We start from the raw sequence: 16,218 nt of genomic DNA on the forward strand, positions 1-16,218 counted from the left end.
GAGGTAGATAGGGCAGAGGTGGAAGTGCAGTAATGCATGGAGCTGACTGTTACTAATCGGTCGAGGGCATAACCAAAAGCAGAGCACTTAGGGAAGGCAAGCGAAGCGCAGGCTGAGCTTAGTGCGAGCTTTGTTCGAAGGAGCTTAGCGAGGTTCTTTCGAGCTTAGCGATCCGAACTTCCTTGTGTGCGGAACGCACGGTGATAGGTAAGATGGATGATGATTCTTTGTATGTAGTTTTGAAGGTATACGGATAATTTCACAGGAATGAGAGGGAGCGCCCGGAGGAGAAATCTTCCGGGCGCTTTTATCATACTGCTTTTCCATACTGTTGTTGACAGGGATATCCTTTCTTCCTAAAATATAGATGCGATTATTGTCAGACAGCCATACCGAAAGGGATTCTGTTCCGGTAATCTATAGGACTGATGAAAAAATCCCGGTGGGAATATTTTCCGGAGGGCTGGCAATTGATCTATACAATAATATGGAGCTGTAAAGGAGTTGATACCCCATGACAAAAAAGAAAATTATTATTTCAGCAGTTATCCTGATCCTGCTGGTCGTGGCCGGATGCATTGCATGGCGCTGCCGGTTCTATTTTATCGGAACAAGCAGCGCGCCGGTCCAGGCGAAAGAGAATGAAGATTTCGGTATAGCCGACTTCCACAGTTCTGTGGACAGGGACGGGGACGGGATAGACGATCAGACGGATATCCTGCAGGGAGCGAGAGCCTATATTGACACGATGCCGGTCTATAAAAGTAAATACTATCCTGCAGGATATCCTGACGACCAGTATGGAGTCTGTACGGATCTTGTGGCAAATGCACTGAGGGGTGCCGGCTATGATCTTATGGAACTGGTGAATGAGGACATTAATGCGCATCCGCAGGATTATGATATTGAGAAACCGGACATTAACATTGATTTCCGGAGAGTGACTAATCTGAAAGTATATTTCGCCCATACGGCGGTGCCGCTCACAACGGATATTTATGATATCAGCCAGTGGCAGGGCGGTGATATCGTGATCTTTGAAAACCATATCGGAATTGTTTCTGACAAGAGAAATGATGACGGTATCGCTTATGTGATCCATCACAATAGTCGTTTCCAGAAGTCTTATGAGGAAGATATCCTTGAGAAAAGGGATGATATTACAGGGCATTACCGCATTAGCGAATAGAGAGGCATGAAGAAAAGCTGAAAGAAAAGCTGCGAGGAAAACTGCAGAAATAGAGCGCGATCTGTTTTTGCCCTTGACAAATGCGCCCTCTGAGGTTACCATATTAGCGTTAGCATTTTAGTTAGGAGGAAGTTATTATGAAAATGTTAAAGAAGGCAGCAAGCCTTGCACTGGCATCAGCTCTCGTATTTTCACTGGCTGCATGCGGAAGTGAAGGCGGCAAGAGCGACAGCGGCTCATCTGATTCCGATGTATTCAGGATTGGCGGCATCGGGCCCACGACCGGAGACAACGCGATCTACGGGACAGCTGTAAAGAACGGGATCCAGCTGGCGGTTGATGAGATCAACGCAGACGGCGGTATCAACGGCTATCAGATCGAGTACTCATTTGAGGACGACCAGTCTGACTCCGAGAAGGCAGTCAACGCGTACAATACGCTGAAAGACTGGGGGATGCAGATGCTGGTAGGTACGGTTACTTCCACACCGTGTACAGCGGTTGTAGAGGAGACACATGCTGATAATATGTTCCAGCTCACACCGTCCGCTACGGCTGTAGAGAGTATCCAGTATGACAATGCATTCCGTATGTGCTTCTCCGACCCGAACCAGGGGAAAGCATCCGCTGACTATATCTCAGAGAACGGACTTGCATCCAAGATCGCAGTGATCTACAACAGCTCTGACACATATTCATCAGGTATCTACCAGAGATTCGTGGAAGAGGCTGAGTCAGTAGGGCTTGAGATCGTCGCTGCAGAGGCGTTTACGGCAGACAGCAAGACAGACTTCTCCGTACAGCTGCAGAAGGCAAAGGATTCCGGCGCTGAGCTGGTATTCCTTCCGATCTATTACCAGGAGGCATCCCTGATCCTTGCACAGGCTGACAAGATGGGATTTGCTCCGGCATGGTTCGGATGCGATGGTATGGACGGACTTCTCGCACTGGATGGATTTGACGCATCCCTTGCAGAGGGACTGATGTTCCTGACACCGTTCACCGCTGACGCAGAGGACGAGGAGACACAGACATTTGTCGCAGACTTTGAGGAAGCATTCGGAGATACTCCGAACCAGTTCGCGGCAGACGCTTATGACTGCATCTATGTGATCAAGGCAGCGGCTGAGAAAGCAGAGCTCACACCGGATATGGATATCTCCGAGATGTGCGACGCTATGAAGACAGCGATGACAGAGATCACTATCGACGGGCTGACCGGAAAACAGATCACATGGGGCGAGGACGGTGAGCCGTCCAAACAGCCGACAGTTGTGGTTGTTGAAGGCGGAGCTTACAAAGTGCTCCAGGCTGAGTGATCCCGGCAGAGAACACGGCGGTCCTGACCCGGTCAGAGTCAGGAGATGACGTATCCGGAATATGAAAAAAAACAAGAGAAGGCTTTGAGTCCGGAGAGGATTTCAGAGCCTTCTTTTTTGCACAAAATACAAATTAATGACATGTTTGTATTTTTTAGTAATGTTGCTGTCTGTAAGTTTACAGGTGGCATATTTTGTTTTAATTTTAAAGGTGGGAAAGTGGACCCAAAGATGCTGCGGTCCTGACGGTCACGCGCATGGCCAGACCTGGTCTGTGCACATTTAAACAGGTATCCATCAGAGAGAAAGGAGGGAGAGAGGATTCAGATTTTAAGATTTTCTAATCTTTATACAGGAAAGGAGAAAAAGTAACATGAAGAAAAAGGCAAGCAGATTTTTCAGAGCTTTTCATCCTCGACGTAGGCAGGAAGACATTTACATTAGACTATCTTGAGCAGGTCGTAAAAGAAATGTCCTGGTATAAGATGAATGACTTCCAGGTGCATCTCAATGACAACCTGATCGGACTTGAAAACAAAGAAGACCCGATGACAGCGTACTCTGCATTCCGTCTGGAAAATGACACAGTGAAAAAGGGCGGATACCTGACAGACGCAGAGGGGAATATCCTCGAAGTGGACGGCGAGCAGCTCCAGTACGAGCAGGATCTGACAAGCACAGACCTGTGGTACACAAAGGAGGACTTCAAAGATTTTATCCAGGAGTCCCGTGAGCTCGGCGTCAACATCGTACCGGAGATCGATACGCCGGCGCACTCCCTGGCTCTGACCAAAGTGCTCCCGGAGCTGAGATACGGCACGAGCGGACGGAATAATGACCACCTTGACCTGGTAGATTCCTATGACCAGTGTGTGGCATTCGTACAGGAGATCTTCAGCGAGTACCTGGATGAAGGGGTGTTTGACGAGGATACGATCGTACATATCGGAGCGGATGAGTACAATGCATCCTCAGAAGCATACCGTGCATTTGTAAACGATATGCTCGACTTCGTGGAAGGCACAGGAAGAAAGGCGCGTGTATGGGGAAGCTTCACACAGGCGTCAAAGGGGGAAGAGATCGACGCTGAGGGCGTACAGATCAACCTCTGGAACTTCGGTTATGCGAACATGGATCAGATGTACGAGGACGGCTTCGACCTGATCAACTGCAACGACGGAAACTACTACATCGTACCGAACGCAGGGTACTACTATGATTATCTGAGCGACGGCACAATGTACAACCTGGCGATCAACAGCATCAGCGGCGTGACGATCCCTGCCGGAGACGAGCAGATGGTCGGAGGGGCATTTGCGGTATGGAATGATATGACAGACTACCTGGACAATGGTGTCAGCGAGTATGATGTCTATGACCGTATCAAAAACCTTCCGCTCTTTGCGGCGAAACTCTGGGGCAAGGGAGAGCTCGACCTGGCAGGCGCACAGGAGCGTTCCGGCGAACTCGGAGATGCTCCGCGCACCAACTTCGGCTATGAGGTGGACAGCCAGACAGAAGAGTACATGAATGTACCGATGGATGAGCTGAAAGATACTTCTGCAAACAATTTCGCTGTGAGCGAAGGCGAGAATGCTGCGATCACAGAGGTTGACGGCAGGAACGCGCTGGAACTCAAAGGCGGGAAGAGCTACATCACGACCGGCCTTGAGACGGCAGGACTTGGAAATGACCTCCGTGTGAAAGTAAAACGCACATCCGACAGCACGGATGAGCAGATCCTGTTCGAGAGCCCGTATGGAAGCATCAAAGCTGTACAGAAGGGAACCGGACAGGTCGGACTCTCAAGAGAGATGTTTGACTATTCATTTAACTACACACTTCCAGTGAACGAGTGGGTAGAACTTGAATTCAAGAACCAGCAGAACACGATCTCACTCTATGTGAACGGCGAGCTGGTGGATACGCTGGGCGACGGCGAGCAGATCGAAGGACGCCCGATGCTGGCGACGATGATGTTCCCGATGGCAAAGATCGGAAGCGGGTCAAATGCATTCATCGGCTATGTGGACGATGTACGCCTCGGTGTGAACGATGACTTCGCAAGCACCATGGAGCTGGATTACGCACTGTGGACCGCATCCGCTGTCCTGGATGCGGATGATCCGGCAGTGGCTGAGCTGATCGCTGAGGCAAAGGCTGTGACAGCGCAGTACGATCCGTCTGCGGACGACATCACAAGGCTGACAGCAGAACTGAATGAGGCGATCGCAGGTGCGGGTGCGCAGAGCGCGGATTACAGCCGCATCGAAGCATACAAAAACCTCGTTTCGGATCTGTCCGCATTTACGGAAGAGAGCGCTGCAAATGTAACGCGCGTGCTTGATTCCATCAGATACGGGCTCCCGGCAGAACTGCAGGATGTTGTGGACGGATATGAGAGCGCCCTGGTAGCGGCGATCGACGCACTGGAGACAAAACCGCTCACAAACCTTTACTATGTGGACCAGTCCACAATGACTGCGACAGCTTCCAGTTATCAGCAGGACGGTTCGGGTCCGGCCAATGTACTGGACGGCAATCCGTCAACCATGTGGCATACAGACTGGAATATCACCACAATGCCGCACTGGATCGACCTGGAGATGAGCGGGCCGACTGAGATCAGCGGCATCGTCTACACACCGCGCCAGACCGGTTCCAACGGAAATGTCACGAACTACACGATCCAGGTAAGTGATGACGGTACAAACTACCGTGATATTGCGACAGGAACACTGGCAAATGACTCTACAGTGAAGACGATCAGCTTTGACCCGGTAGTGACAACGCATGTGCGGATCCAGTACAATGCGGCAGTCAACAACAACGGTTCTGCGGCAGAGCTGCAGGTAGTCCTGGCGAATATCGAAGTGGATCTGGACGGGCTTAAGGCAACAGTCAGCCAGGCGAAGGGCGTACTGGGCAGCCTGGATCAGGACGACTATACAGCTGAGAGCTGGGGTGCGGTTACCGCGGTGATCGCAGAGGCGGAAGAGCTGCTCGCACAGCAGGATCCGGATGCAAATGCGGTTGCCCAGATGATCTATGATATCCAGAAAGCGCTCACAGAGCTCCGCCTGAACGATGAGGCGGATACTGTGGACAAAGATGAGCTCTATGCCCTTCTCAACAAGTATGCGGGATACAATTCTTCCGATTATACAGCAGAGACATGGGGCCCGTTCTGGGAGGCTTATGAGCATGCCAAAGACGTATATGAGGATGCGGCTGCTGACCAGGCTGCAGTAAACGCGGCAGCGAAGGCTCTGGATGAGGCTGGGGAGGCTCTGGTAAAAGCTTCTGAGCCGACGGATCCGTCCAAACCATCAGGAAATGACGGACAGACAACAGAAAAGCCGCCGGTGACAGCTGTACAGACAGGCGTGACTGAGACTTACGGAATAATCTATGCAGCAATGCTGCTCATATCATCAGGAGTGGCCAGCGCTGTGATATGGAGAAAACGTACAGAAAGATAAAATCTGTATTTGCGGGGGAACAGGCCGATGGCTGAACGTCCGAAAACCGCCGGTTTGTTGCAGGATGTTTTCGCGGCGGACGGGGATATGGCTCAGGTTCCGGTTCCGTAATCTGGGAAAGACGTAAAAGGGAGAAAGCATGGCTAAAAGCAATTGTCCGGCGGAAGATTCGGCTCCGCCTCAGGCATCCGCCGGACAATTAACGCCACGCTTTCTCCCTTTAAGTCTTTCCGGCAGATTACTCCAAGTCACCGTCGCCATATCCCCGTCCGCCGCGAAAGGCGCATCAAAGGGACCTTCCGGCTTGAGTAAACCAGAAAACAGCGGAGCCCCGGAGCCGAAGCCACCCACACACCCGTGCTGAATACGTCTTCTATAACCGCGCTTCACTGTTTTCGGACGTTTTACTCTGACAGTAGCTCCCCCGCAGATCCAGATTTAACTCGTACACGGTCTTCCCATACACGGGATGCCTTTTATACGGCGCAATCTCGCAGAGCGGCTCCAACACGAATTTCCGCCTGTGCATATCCACATGGGGGATGCAGAGCGTATCCTCCTCTGAGACGAGATCGTCGTAGAAGATAATGTCCAGGTCCAGCGTGCGGGGACCCCAGCGCAGGATCCGTTCCCGCCCGGCGTCCTGTTCGATCCGGTGGAGCTCTTCCAGCAGTTCACCGGGAGTGAGGAGAGTCCGGAGTTCAAGGCAGCCATTGAGGAAATCAGCCTGGTCCGTCACCCCGTACGGAGGCGTTTCGATGAAGTGCGAGATTTTTTTTACAGTGCATCCCCGGATGGAGTCCATAGCCCGGACTGCATCGTCCAGGTATTTCTCCCTGTCGCCCATGTTCGAGCCGAGGGCGATGTATGCTGTATGCCAGCCGCGCTCGATTTCCACGCTCACAGTTTTTAAGGGGAGCCCGATCGGAGCCCAGGGCTTTTTGATCTCCAGCCGGATCTTCCTGAGCCCTTCTGTCGCGAGGAGAAGTTCTTCAGCCAGGGTTTCCGCAGCCCGTTCCAGAAGGCAGAAGGTGTGTCCCCTGAGATAGCGGTCGATAAAAGCGCAGACTTCGCCGTAATGGACAGAAGCGGTGAGGTCATCGGTCAGCCCTGCCCTGCGCGTATCGGTATAGAGGACAGCGGATACGAGGAATTTCTGCCCGAGTGTATTTTCCTCCGGAAATACGCCGTGGTTTGCAAATACTTCCAGATCTGTTATCTTAATCTTATCGAAATGCTCTTTGCCATACATGATGATTCTGTTCGTCCTTTCTTCCGGGCTTCTGCCGGATATCAGAGAAAGCGGTGTTCGTGCATCAAAGCCTGTGTCATACGGATGGCGCGCAGGTTTTTCGCCACATCGTGGACCCGGACAAAAGCGCAGCCCTTCTGCACGGCGTATACTGTGGTGACGAGAGTCCCCTCCTCGCGCTGGTCTGCCGGGAGGTCAAGGGTCAGTCCGATCACAGATTTCCGGGAGGTCCCGAGGAGGATCGGAAGCCCGAGTGTATGCAGAGTTTCCAGCCGGTTGATGACTGTCAGGTTCATCTCGTAAGTCTTGCCAAAGCCCACACCGGGATCCAGGATGATCTTATCCCTGGGGATGCCCGCCTCTTCCGCCAGTTTTACGGATCCTTCCATGTCTTTTGTAAAATCTGCCAGAAAGTCATTGTACTGCGCCTGCTGGCGGTTGTGCATGAGGCAGCAGGCAGCGCCGCTTTCCGCGATGACGGACGCCATCCTTCTGTCGTATTTCAGCCCCCAGATATCATTGACCAGATCAGCCCCTGCGTTGAGAGCGGCTTCGGCCACCGCGCTTTTGTAGGTATCGATGGAGACGGGGATATCAAACTCGCGTTTCAGCTGTTCGATGACCGGGACTGCCCGGCTGATCTCCTCCTCGTCGGAAATCTGTGTGTGGCCGGGGCGGGTAGACTCTCCGCCCACATCAATGATATCCGCGCCTTCCGCGATCATGGCGGCGGCGTGGGAGAGCGCGGCGTCCGGCGCATTGTGCCGCCCGCCGTCTGAGAAAGAGTCCGGCGTCACGTTAAGGATGCCCATGATGTATGTGTGGTTTTCTGTGTCAAATTCTCTGGCGCCTATGATCATAGTTGGATCTCCTTGTTTTTCTTTTCTTCATCCCAGCTGCATTCAGGTTCCGCGGGGCAGGCAAAGCACGCCCTGGAAGCTTTGTCGCTTTCGTACAGGAGACGTTCCAGGAGCTCCGGCTCCTTCCTGAGCCTGCGGTGTCCCCGGATCGCGGTGAGGATCTGCTCTTTTTCTGCCTCAGAGAATGCAGCCTCCGGGGGCAGAGTGCCGAGTATCTCAGCCGCGATCACGCAGCCGGATATCTCGTGCGGGATTTTCTGTTCATATTGGAGAGACTTCCCGATATCGTGGAGAAGGGCTGCCGCATAGACGACTTCTTTATCCAGGCTGCATCCTTCTTCCAGGCATCGGATGTAAGCGATCCGGGCTACATCGAGGAGATGCCCTGCCTGGTGGCGGCAGAAGGGGCGGTCCTGCTCCAGCTTTTCCAGACGATGGTAATAAGACTGATATACAGGGTGTCTGAGGATTGCGTTTACCCGTTCCATGATTACCTCCTGTCCATCATGCGGAAAAACCGTTCTTCCAGAGCTGGGTCCGTCTCAAAGACGCCCCGTTTTGCCAGGGTCACGGTCTGGCTGCCAGGCTTTTTGATCCCCCGCATGGTCATGCACATGTGCTCCGCTTCGATGAGTACCAGGGCGCCTTTTGGCTGCATGTATTCCATCAGCGCGTCCGCGATCTGCCCGGTGAGCTGCTCCTGGATCTGGAGCCTGCGGGCGAAGACTTCCACTGTCCGGGCGAGCTTGCTCAGCCCCACGACCTTCCCGTCCGGGATATATGCGATATGCGCTTTTCCGTAAAACGGAAGGACGTGATGTTCGCACATGGAATAAAAGGTAATATCTTTTTCAATCACCATCTCACTGCTGTCGGATGTGAATGTGCGGGACAGATGTATGCCCGCGTCATCTGACATCCCGCCGTACAGTTCCGCACACATCCTGGCGATCCTGGACGGGGTGTCTGCGAGCCCTTCCCGGTCCGGATCTTCCCCGATCCCCTCGAGCATAAGGCGCACTGCCTGTTCGATCTTCTTCTCATCTATCATAAAAGTTCCCTCCCTCTCGTACTATACGGGCGGGGTGAGCCGCCCTCTGTTCCTGTATGTGCCAGTGTGTGGAAATATGTATCCACTGTATGGGCATACGCATCTCTTACCTGGTGCAGATAAGACAGCGAGCCGAATGCCAGGATCACATCGTCAGGAGAAGCGGCGCACAGCGCATGTTCCACCGCCCTTCGGATCCCGTCTGCCTGGTCTGTACCCCCGGGGAAAGCGGTGACCTGCGGACAGTATGCGCGGGCTTCTCCGGCGAGAGCTTCGGCCGGGAGCCCACGTCCGCGGTCGGGCAGGTCCACTGTATATACAGCGGCGGCGAGAGGGCACATCGTCTCCAGGATCGCTCTGTGGTCCTTGTCCTGAAATACGCCGATGATAAAGAAAAATCTCCGGCGGGGGAAATAGCTCTCCACGGACTGCCTGAGGCGCAGCGCGGCGTCTGCGTTGTGGGCCCCGTCCAGGATAAAGACAGGCCTCTCCCCGATGCAGGTGAACCGTCCCGGCCAGGATGTCCGCTCTGTCCCCCGCCGTACTGCTCCATCGCTTATACAGTACCCCTGGGCCCTGAGCGCGCGGATGACTTCCAGCGCGGCGGTCAGGTTGTCGGTCTGGTAACTGCCTGCCATAGAGGTGCGGATATTGGAAAACTCCCTGTAAGAGAGGGAAGAGCCCTGACAGCCGGAGCTCAGGATGTGCGCCTGTTCCGGGGCTGCCTGGAAAAAGGAGCAGGAATTTTGCGTTGCCCGCTCCCGCAGGATCCTGGTGACAGCGGGGACCTGCGCTGCGGAGACTACGGTGCAGCCAGGTTTGATGATCCCTGCCTTGTTTTCTGCGATTTCCTCTAGCGTGCTGCCTATGACTCCGACATGGTCCAGGCTGATCGAGGAGAACACAGCGCAGACAGTATTAGTTATGATATTGGTGGCGTCCAGGGCGCCTCCGAGCCCTGCTTCCAGGACTACGAGGCTGCAGCACATTTCCCGGAAATATAAAAAGGCTATCGCCGTCTCAGCCTCAAAGACTGTGGGGACCGGCTTCCCGGCTCCCTCTAAACGGGCGATAGCATCTCTTACCTGTTCTGTCAGTTCTGCGAACATCTCTTCGGATATCCACTTTCCATCGACCTGGATCCGTTCCAGATAGGAGATGACTGTGGGTGATACATACCGCCCGGTCCTGTATCCTGCCTCACTTAAGATCGTTGAAGTGTATGCAAGCACAGATCCCTTGCCGTTCGTTCCTGCGATATGTATGAACCGAAGGCTCTCCTGTGGATCACCGAGTTCACGCAGCAGACCTCGAATCGCATCTAAGCCAAGTACACTTCCGTATTTGGACAGCTCGTCCAAATATACCCTTGCTTCTTTATAGGTCACGCTTTTTCTGTTCCTTTCCTGTCAGTTTCTTTCTGTCTTCTTATAAACAGAGATATCATAGCACTAAAAGAAAAGATGTACAAGCTTTTTCTTTCCCGGGGAAATTAAAATTAACCTTTTCTGAATGGCGCGGGCCGGACTGTTACTTAAGTATTGACAGCAGCGTGCTTTTATGATAGTTTAAGTGTACTACATGAAATAATACACTTAATACACACAGGACAGAGAAGAGGGATGCCATGATTTCAATTGATTATCAGAGCAAGCTGCCGCTCTATGAGCAGGTCGCACAAAGATTCCAGGCGCTGATCTTAAAGGGCGCTCTGCCGCCGGATACGCAGATGCCCTCAGTGAGGTCGCTGGCGGTGGAGCTGTCGATCAATCCCAACACCATCCAGAAAGCATACGCCATGCTGGAACAGCAGGGGTATATCTATCCTGTAAAGGGCAGAGGGAATTTTGTGTCAGACAGTTCCGCACTCATCCGGCAGAAGAAGCAGTCGCTTCTGGAAGAGGCGCTGCGACTGATCAGAGGCGGAAAAGAACTGGGGATCCGGCGCGGTGAATTTATCCGGGTGATCGACCGGATCTATCAAAAGGAGGATGCAGATGATCGAACTGAAGAATGTTGATAAAAAGTTTCGGGATATCCAGGCCGCGGACCATATTACCGCGTCTGTAAGAGAAGGGATGATATTCGGGCTGGTCGGTTCCAACGGCGCGGGGAAGAGCACGCTCCTTCGCATGATCTGCGGCGTCATAAAACCGGACAGCGGCGAGGTGCTGGCAGACGGCGCGCCCGTGTATGAGAATCCGGATGTGAAATCGCAGATCTGTTTTCTGTCGGATTCGCCGTATTACTTCGCCAATGCGGACATTGAGGAGATGAGGGATTACTATATGACGCTGTATCCTTCGTTTGACAGGAAGCTTTTTGACTCTCTGGTGAAGAAATTCGGCCTGGAGCCGAAGCGGAAGATCAGCTCCTTTTCAAAAGGAATGAAAAAGCAGGTTTCGATCCTCCTGGGGCTGTGCGCAAAGACGAAATATCTCCTGTGCGACGAGACGTTTGACGGCCTTGACCCCGTGGTGCGCCAGGCTGTAAAGAGCCTGTTCGCCTCGGAGATCATGAACCGCGACTTCACCCCTGTGATCTCCTCGCATAATCTCCGGGAGCTGGAGGATATCTGCGACAGCGTTGGACTTCTCCACAGAGGGAAGCTCCTTCTGACCCAGGAGCTGGACCAGATCAAGGCGAATATCTGCAAGCTCCAGTGCGTGATACCGGATCCGCACAGAGAGCAGGAGATGATCAGTGCGCTCCACATTATCAGGATGGAACGGACGGGGTCCCTGCTGACCATGACTGTGCGGGGCCCGAGGGAGAAGGCGCTCGCCCTTGCGCAGGACAGCGGGGCTGTATTTGCGGAGACTGTCCCGCTGACCCTGGAGGAGATATTTATCAGCGAAACGGAGGTGGCAGGTTATGACATCAAAGATTTCATATATTAAACTGATCCGGGCGGATATCCGCCACAGGGGATGGCTCGCCGCACTCACCGGGATCGGGCTGTTCCTCGGGATGCCTGTATTTGCGCTTCTCGATATAGACAGCCGGTCCGGAGGCACAGCGGTGGCAGTGGACGGCAGCGCCGCAGCGGATGCGAAGCTGTACATGCTGGAGCAGCTCCGCGGCCGGTTCCCGGGATTTATCAGCGGGAGCGCAATGCAATACCTGGCGGCTGCGATCGTTATCTGCGCTGTACTGTGCGCCCTGACCGGGTTCGGGTACATCCACTCAAAAGAAAAGCTGGATTTCTACCATGCGCTCCCGGTGAAACGAGTGCAGTGGTTTACAGTGAGGTATGTTTCGGGTCTTCTGATCTTTCTGGTGCCTTATGTGATCTGTTCCGGGCTTGTGGTCGCTGTGGGAGGAGCAAACGGGATCTTGAACGGAGAGGTGGCAGCAGAGTCAGCCATGGCAATGCTGGGCGGGATCCTGGGATTCCTGCTCATATACCATACGTGTATCCTGGCGGCGTCGCTGACAGGCCAGACAGTGACAGGACTCCTGGCATCCCTGGTGATCGCGGTATACCCGGCGGTCGTCGCCTATATGTATCCTGCGCTGCAGGGGACGTTCTTTGAGACTTATACCGGAGTGGGAGGAGATATCACTACTGCGCTGGCAGAGCGCCTTTCCCCGGCGGGAATGTTTGTCCGCCTGACAGAGGCGTCAGGAGCGGGGATGGCAGGAGCCGGAATGTTTATTTCTGCGGCAGTCCTTGCGGCTGTTCTCCTGGCAGGAGCCTGCATCCTCTATCGGATCTACCCGTCAGAAGCAGCGGGGAATGCGCTTGCGTTCCCACGGACAGCGCCTGTGTTTAAAGTGATGATCTGTATCCCTGCCGCACTGTTCTCCGGCTTTATCGTAAAGGCATTTATGGGGATAGCAGGCACGAGATGGATCGTTGTACTGAGTCTGCTCGCGGCGGTGCTGCTGTGCGTGCTTATCGAGTTTATCTACCAGCAGGATATGCGGATGCTGCTGAAAGGTTGGGTGTCTTCTGTGGTCTCCGTGGCTGGCGTGCTCATCATACTCTGCATCTTCAGTCTGGATCTGTTCGGATATGACACATGGATGCCTGATGAGAAAAAGGTCAGCAGCATCGCGTTCAATCCGGCTTCATTTGACGTGTATTTTGAATATCCGGAATATTATGTCAAGGGCGGGAGCCCGATGGTGCTTTCCGGCGGCAGCAGCTCTGATGAGGAGAAGGAAGTGCTGTACCGGCTGGCACAGACCGGGGTGGAAAACCTGCGCGGAGGCATGACGCCCGGTGAGCTGGATCTGGCGGACTCAGACAGTGAGATCGCGGAGGAGTATGTGAATACGGTGTTCCGTTACCAGATGGGCGGAAGAGAAGTGTACCGCAGATACTGCCTGGGTCGGGAAGACCTGCGGGAAGCGCTGGATGAGCTTGGAAAGAGCGAAGAGTTCCGAAAAGGGATATTCCCGGTCTTCCATGTAGACAGTTCCAACGTGGAGTCAGTGTCATACCGTGATCTGTACGGGATCCCGGCTTCGGCTGAACTCAGCGGAGAGCAGATCGGGAAACTCCTGGACGCGTACAAAAAAGACGTGCTGGCAGCAGATATGGATGTCTTTATCGACGGGGATCCTCTCGGCGAGATCATACTGGATATCCCGCAGGGAGCAGGAGATGAGATCCGTGATACGGTTGATGCCGCGGACGCAGACTGGCAGTGGGGAATTGCAGGAGAGAATGGCACGGTGAGTGTGGGAAGTTTTTACGTCTACGGAAGCTTTGCCAATACTCTTGAGTGCATGGAAGGATTTGGATATACGTTCAGGACGGAGATCGCGCCTGAGGACGTGACTGCGGTTGATCTACATTTCTCGGGGGAATCCATGCGAAGCGGAAGGTATAAAGAACTGCTCTCAGCGCTCCCGCAGGATGTTGAAAGGATAAGTTATGAGGATGGGGCAGAAGATATCACGCTCTGGTCTCCCGAGGACATCCGCGCTGTGCTTGGGAGCCTGGAACCGTACAATGCAGGATTGCTGGGCAGCCAGAGATGGACGGGAGATTATGCGGATATCCAGTTCGGAGAGGGAGTCAGCAGCTATTCATATGAGATCAGAGAGGTGCCTTGACGAAGCTGCCGTTCAATATGGCAGTCCGGAGTTCCGCTGTATGGCAGAGACCAGCTTCGGGCCTGCGGCAGCAGCGATGGCGATCTTTATCCCATCTCCCGGAAGGTAAGGCAGGGCGCCGGCCGTCAGGGCAGCGGGAAATGTGAGTTCCATCTGGAAAGCGAGCCAGGCTGTGCCGAAAAGATAGCACACAGCCATGCCGAGGACCATGCCGGCGACAGCGGCAGCGGTTTTCCCGGGGAAACATTTCATCAGGAAGCCCTGGATCAGGGCGAGGAAAATAAATCCTATGAGATATCCCCCTGTGGGACCGGCAAGTTTGCCGAGCCCGCCGCTGAAGGAAGAAAATACCGGGAGCCCGACGGCGCCGAGACAGAGATACACAAGGAGGCATACAGTGCCTCCTTTTATTTTGAGCAGATATACAGCGAAGAAGACAGCGAGGTTTGTAAGTGAGATCGGCACCGGGCTGAACGGCAGGGGGATGGATAATGGCCCCAGGATGCAGAGCACGGCAGTCATAAGCCCTGCCAGAGTGAGACGGCTGATCCTTGTTCCTGTATTTTGCTGCGGGTTTTCTGCTGGTTTCATAATGAGATCACTCCTCTTTCAGTCGGATTTTACATACCGGGTCATGGGTATGTCATGCTCAGAGTATAAGCCGGGGATGGACGATTGTCAACTTGAAAATTATATTAGTTTACAATTGTGGCTGATATCACAGGATGATATGCTTGCATAAGTGAACAGCCTGCGGTAAAATAATGGGAAACTTAGAGGTGAGTTTAAAGGAAAGCAGTGGTCGGAATGATGAAACGTATATTTTTGATCGTCCTGGACAGTTTTGGGATCGGCGCGGCTCCGGACGCCGCAGACTTCGGGGATGAGAACACCAATACATTAGGCAGCGTAGTAAAAAGTGAAAAGTTTTCCTGCCCGAACCTGCAGGATCTGGGACTGTTTAATATCGATGGCGTGACCTGCGGGACGCCGGCTGACAGGCCGAAGGGCAATTATGGGCGGCTCAGGGAAAAAAGCCGGGGCAAGGATACCATTATCGGACACTGGGAACTCGCGGGGATCATCAGCAATCAGGCAATGCCCGTATTCCCGGATGGGTTTCCAGAGAGATTCGTAAAAGAGTTTGAGAAGAGGACCGGGAGAAAGTGCATATGCAACAAGCCTTATTCCGGGACAGAAGTGATAAAAAAATACGGAGAGGAACATTTAAAGACCGGTGACCTGATCTTGTATACAAGTGCTGACAGCGTGTGCCAGATAGCGGCTCATGAGGCAGTTGTCCCTGTGGAGCAGCTGTATTCGTACTGCGAGACAGCGAGAGAACTGCTGACCGGTGACCTGGCGGTGGGTCGGGTGATCGCGAGACCGTTTACAGGGACGTCAGCGGATAATTTTAAGCGTACATCCAACCGACATGATTTCGCTTTGTCGCCGCCGTCGCCTACGATGCTGGATATATTGGAAAAGCATGGGAAAGATGTCATCTCTATCGGGAAGATCCGTGATATATTTAACGGGAAAGGGATCACCTGCTCCTATAAAACGACGGGGAATGCAGATGGTATGGACAGGATCAGGGAAATAAGCCGGAAGGATTTTTCAGGACTGTGCTTTTTGAACCTGGTCGATTTTGATATGCTGTACGGGCACAGGAGAGATGTAGACGGATACGCGCAGGCTCTGACAGATTTTGACAGGTTCCTGGGCGGTTTTATGGAGGATATGAAGCCGGATGACCTGCTGATGATCACTGCGGATCATGGATGCGATCCGGCATATATGAAGACGACCGACCATACAAGGGAAGATGTCCCGGTGCTGATATATGGCAAAAGCATTCCGGGCGGAAGAGATTACGGCGTCCGGGATGGCTTTACCTGTGTGGCAAATACAGTATGCCGCCAGTCCGGGCTGGAAAGTGATTTTTACGGAGGTGCGTTAGAGTTATAGCATCCCGCTTTATTGACAGGAGAAAGA

13 protein-coding genes are annotated in these 16,218 nt (G+C 53.4%); 7 read left to right on the forward strand and 6 right to left on the reverse strand.

Annotation, left to right across the window (positions count from 1 at the left end; translation table 11 throughout):
* The first annotated feature begins 514 nt into the window (after nt 1-514).
* The 3 genes from B5G27_RS12680 (at nt 515) to B5G27_RS12695 (ending at nt 5,990) form a co-directional block, all read left to right on the forward strand.
* The gene (locus tag B5G27_RS12680) at nt 515-1,189 is read left to right on the forward strand and encodes a DUF1287 domain-containing protein (RefSeq protein ID WP_087179237.1); all 675 of its coding nucleotides are present in this window, start codon (nt 515-517) and stop codon (nt 1,187-1,189) included.
* Nucleotides 1,190-1,326: 137 nt separating this feature from the next.
* Nucleotides 1,327-2,508, forward strand: coding sequence for an ABC transporter substrate-binding protein (locus B5G27_RS12685; protein WP_087179238.1), 1,182 nt, complete (start codon nt 1,327-1,329; stop codon nt 2,506-2,508).
* Nucleotides 2,509-2,918: 410 nt separating this feature from the next.
* Nucleotides 2,919-5,990: a family 20 glycosylhydrolase gene (locus B5G27_RS12695; protein WP_242958320.1), complete on the forward strand. Its 3,072-nt coding sequence runs from the start codon at nt 2,919-2,921 to the stop codon at nt 5,988-5,990.
* A gap of 373 nt (nt 5,991-6,363) precedes the next feature.
* On the opposite strand, the gene folK is transcribed toward B5G27_RS12695, so the two are convergent.
* Genes folK through B5G27_RS12720 form a run of 5 tightly spaced genes read right to left on the reverse strand, consistent with a single transcriptional unit; the run spans nt 6,364 to nt 10,541 of the window.
* Nucleotides 6,364-7,242 carry a 2-amino-4-hydroxy-6-hydroxymethyldihydropteridine diphosphokinase gene (gene folK, locus B5G27_RS12700; protein WP_087179240.1) on the reverse strand — a complete coding sequence of 293 codons (879 nt, stop codon included), beginning with the start codon at nt 7,240-7,242 and terminating at the stop codon, nt 6,364-6,366.
* A 41-nt stretch (nt 7,243-7,283) separates the two neighbouring features.
* Nucleotides 7,284-8,102: a dihydropteroate synthase gene (folP, locus tag B5G27_RS12705; protein WP_087179241.1), complete on the reverse strand. Its 819-nt coding sequence runs from the start codon at nt 8,100-8,102 to the stop codon at nt 7,284-7,286.
* Complete coding sequence (locus B5G27_RS12710) at nt 8,099-8,590, reverse strand: HD domain-containing protein (protein WP_087179242.1); 492 nt, start codon at nt 8,588-8,590, stop codon at nt 8,099-8,101. The genes folP and B5G27_RS12710 overlap by 4 nt, the downstream gene beginning before the upstream one ends.
* Before the next feature lie 2 nt (nt 8,591-8,592).
* The gene (gene folE / locus B5G27_RS12715) at nt 8,593-9,153 is read right to left on the reverse strand and encodes a GTP cyclohydrolase I FolE (RefSeq protein ID WP_087179243.1); all 561 of its coding nucleotides are present in this window, start codon (nt 9,151-9,153) and stop codon (nt 8,593-8,595) included.
* On the reverse strand, nt 9,150-10,541 hold the full coding sequence (locus tag B5G27_RS12720; protein ID WP_087179244.1) for a bifunctional folylpolyglutamate synthase/dihydrofolate synthase: 1,392 nt from the start codon (nt 10,539-10,541) through the stop codon (nt 9,150-9,152). The genes folE and B5G27_RS12720 overlap by 4 nt, the downstream gene beginning before the upstream one ends.
* A gap of 239 nt (nt 10,542-10,780) precedes the next feature.
* On the opposite strand from B5G27_RS12720, the gene B5G27_RS12725 reads away from it, so the two are divergent.
* The 3 genes from B5G27_RS12725 to B5G27_RS12735 are packed head-to-tail and all read left to right on the forward strand — an operon-like array spanning nt 10,781 to nt 14,220.
* Nucleotides 10,781-11,173, forward strand: a complete 393-nt coding sequence (locus B5G27_RS12725; protein WP_087179245.1) for a GntR family transcriptional regulator — start codon at nt 10,781-10,783, stop codon at nt 11,171-11,173.
* Entirely contained in the window at nt 11,151-12,053 is a 903-nt protein-coding gene (locus B5G27_RS12730; RefSeq protein WP_087179246.1) for an ABC transporter ATP-binding protein, read from the forward strand. Before B5G27_RS12725 ends, B5G27_RS12730 begins: the two co-directional genes overlap by 23 nt.
* The gene (locus B5G27_RS12735; RefSeq protein WP_087179247.1) at nt 12,028-14,220 is read left to right on the forward strand and encodes a DUF6449 domain-containing protein; all 2,193 of its coding nucleotides are present in this window, start codon (nt 12,028-12,030) and stop codon (nt 14,218-14,220) included. The genes B5G27_RS12730 and B5G27_RS12735 overlap by 26 nt, the downstream gene beginning before the upstream one ends.
* 12 nt (nt 14,221-14,232) lie before the next feature.
* Here B5G27_RS12735 and B5G27_RS12740 read toward each other — a convergent pair whose 3' ends face one another.
* Nucleotides 14,233-14,811 carry a biotin transporter BioY gene (locus B5G27_RS12740; protein ID WP_087179248.1) on the reverse strand — a complete coding sequence of 193 codons (579 nt, stop codon included), beginning with the start codon at nt 14,809-14,811 and terminating at the stop codon, nt 14,233-14,235.
* 219 nt (nt 14,812-15,030) lie between these two features.
* On the opposite strand from B5G27_RS12740, the gene B5G27_RS12745 reads away from it, so the two are divergent.
* On the forward strand, nt 15,031-16,191 hold the full coding sequence (locus B5G27_RS12745; protein WP_442911430.1) for a phosphopentomutase: 1,161 nt from the start codon (nt 15,031-15,033) through the stop codon (nt 16,189-16,191).
* Nucleotides 16,192-16,218: the final 27 nt, after the last annotated feature.

Source organism: Lachnoclostridium sp. An76 (assembly GCF_002161355.1).
In the GTDB taxonomy this organism is placed as follows: Bacteria; Bacillota; Clostridia; order Lachnospirales; family Lachnospiraceae; genus Mediterraneibacter; species Mediterraneibacter caccavium.

Bases quoted from the DNA above. Each gene is read 5' to 3' on its own strand.
- B5G27_RS12680 (WP_087179237.1), top strand. From the start codon at position 515: ATGACAAAAAAGAAAATTATTATTTCAGCAGTTATCCTGATCCTGCTG.
- B5G27_RS12685 (WP_087179238.1), top strand. From the start codon at position 1,327: ATGAAAATGTTAAAGAAGGCAGCAAGCCTTGCACTGGCATCAGCTCTC.
- folK (WP_087179240.1), bottom strand. From the start codon at position 7,242: ATGTATGGCAAAGAGCATTTCGATAAGATTAAGATAACAGATCTGGAA.
- folP (WP_087179241.1), bottom strand. From the start codon at position 8,102: ATGATCATAGGCGCCAGAGAATTTGACACAGAAAACCACACATACATC.
- B5G27_RS12710 (WP_087179242.1), bottom strand. From the start codon at position 8,590: ATGGAACGGGTAAACGCAATCCTCAGACACCCTGTATATCAGTCTTAT.
- folE (WP_087179243.1), bottom strand. From the start codon at position 9,153: ATGATAGATGAGAAGAAGATCGAACAGGCAGTGCGCCTTATGCTCGAG.
- B5G27_RS12725 (WP_087179245.1), top strand. From the start codon at position 10,781: ATGATTTCAATTGATTATCAGAGCAAGCTGCCGCTCTATGAGCAGGTC.
- B5G27_RS12730 (WP_087179246.1), top strand. From the start codon at position 11,151: ATGATCGAACTGAAGAATGTTGATAAAAAGTTTCGGGATATCCAGGCC.
- B5G27_RS12735 (WP_087179247.1), top strand. From the start codon at position 12,028: ATGACATCAAAGATTTCATATATTAAACTGATCCGGGCGGATATCCGC.
- B5G27_RS12740 (WP_087179248.1), bottom strand. From the start codon at position 14,811: ATGAAACCAGCAGAAAACCCGCAGCAAAATACAGGAACAAGGATCAGC.
- B5G27_RS12745 (WP_442911430.1), top strand. From the start codon at position 15,031: ATGAAACGTATATTTTTGATCGTCCTGGACAGTTTTGGGATCGGCGCG.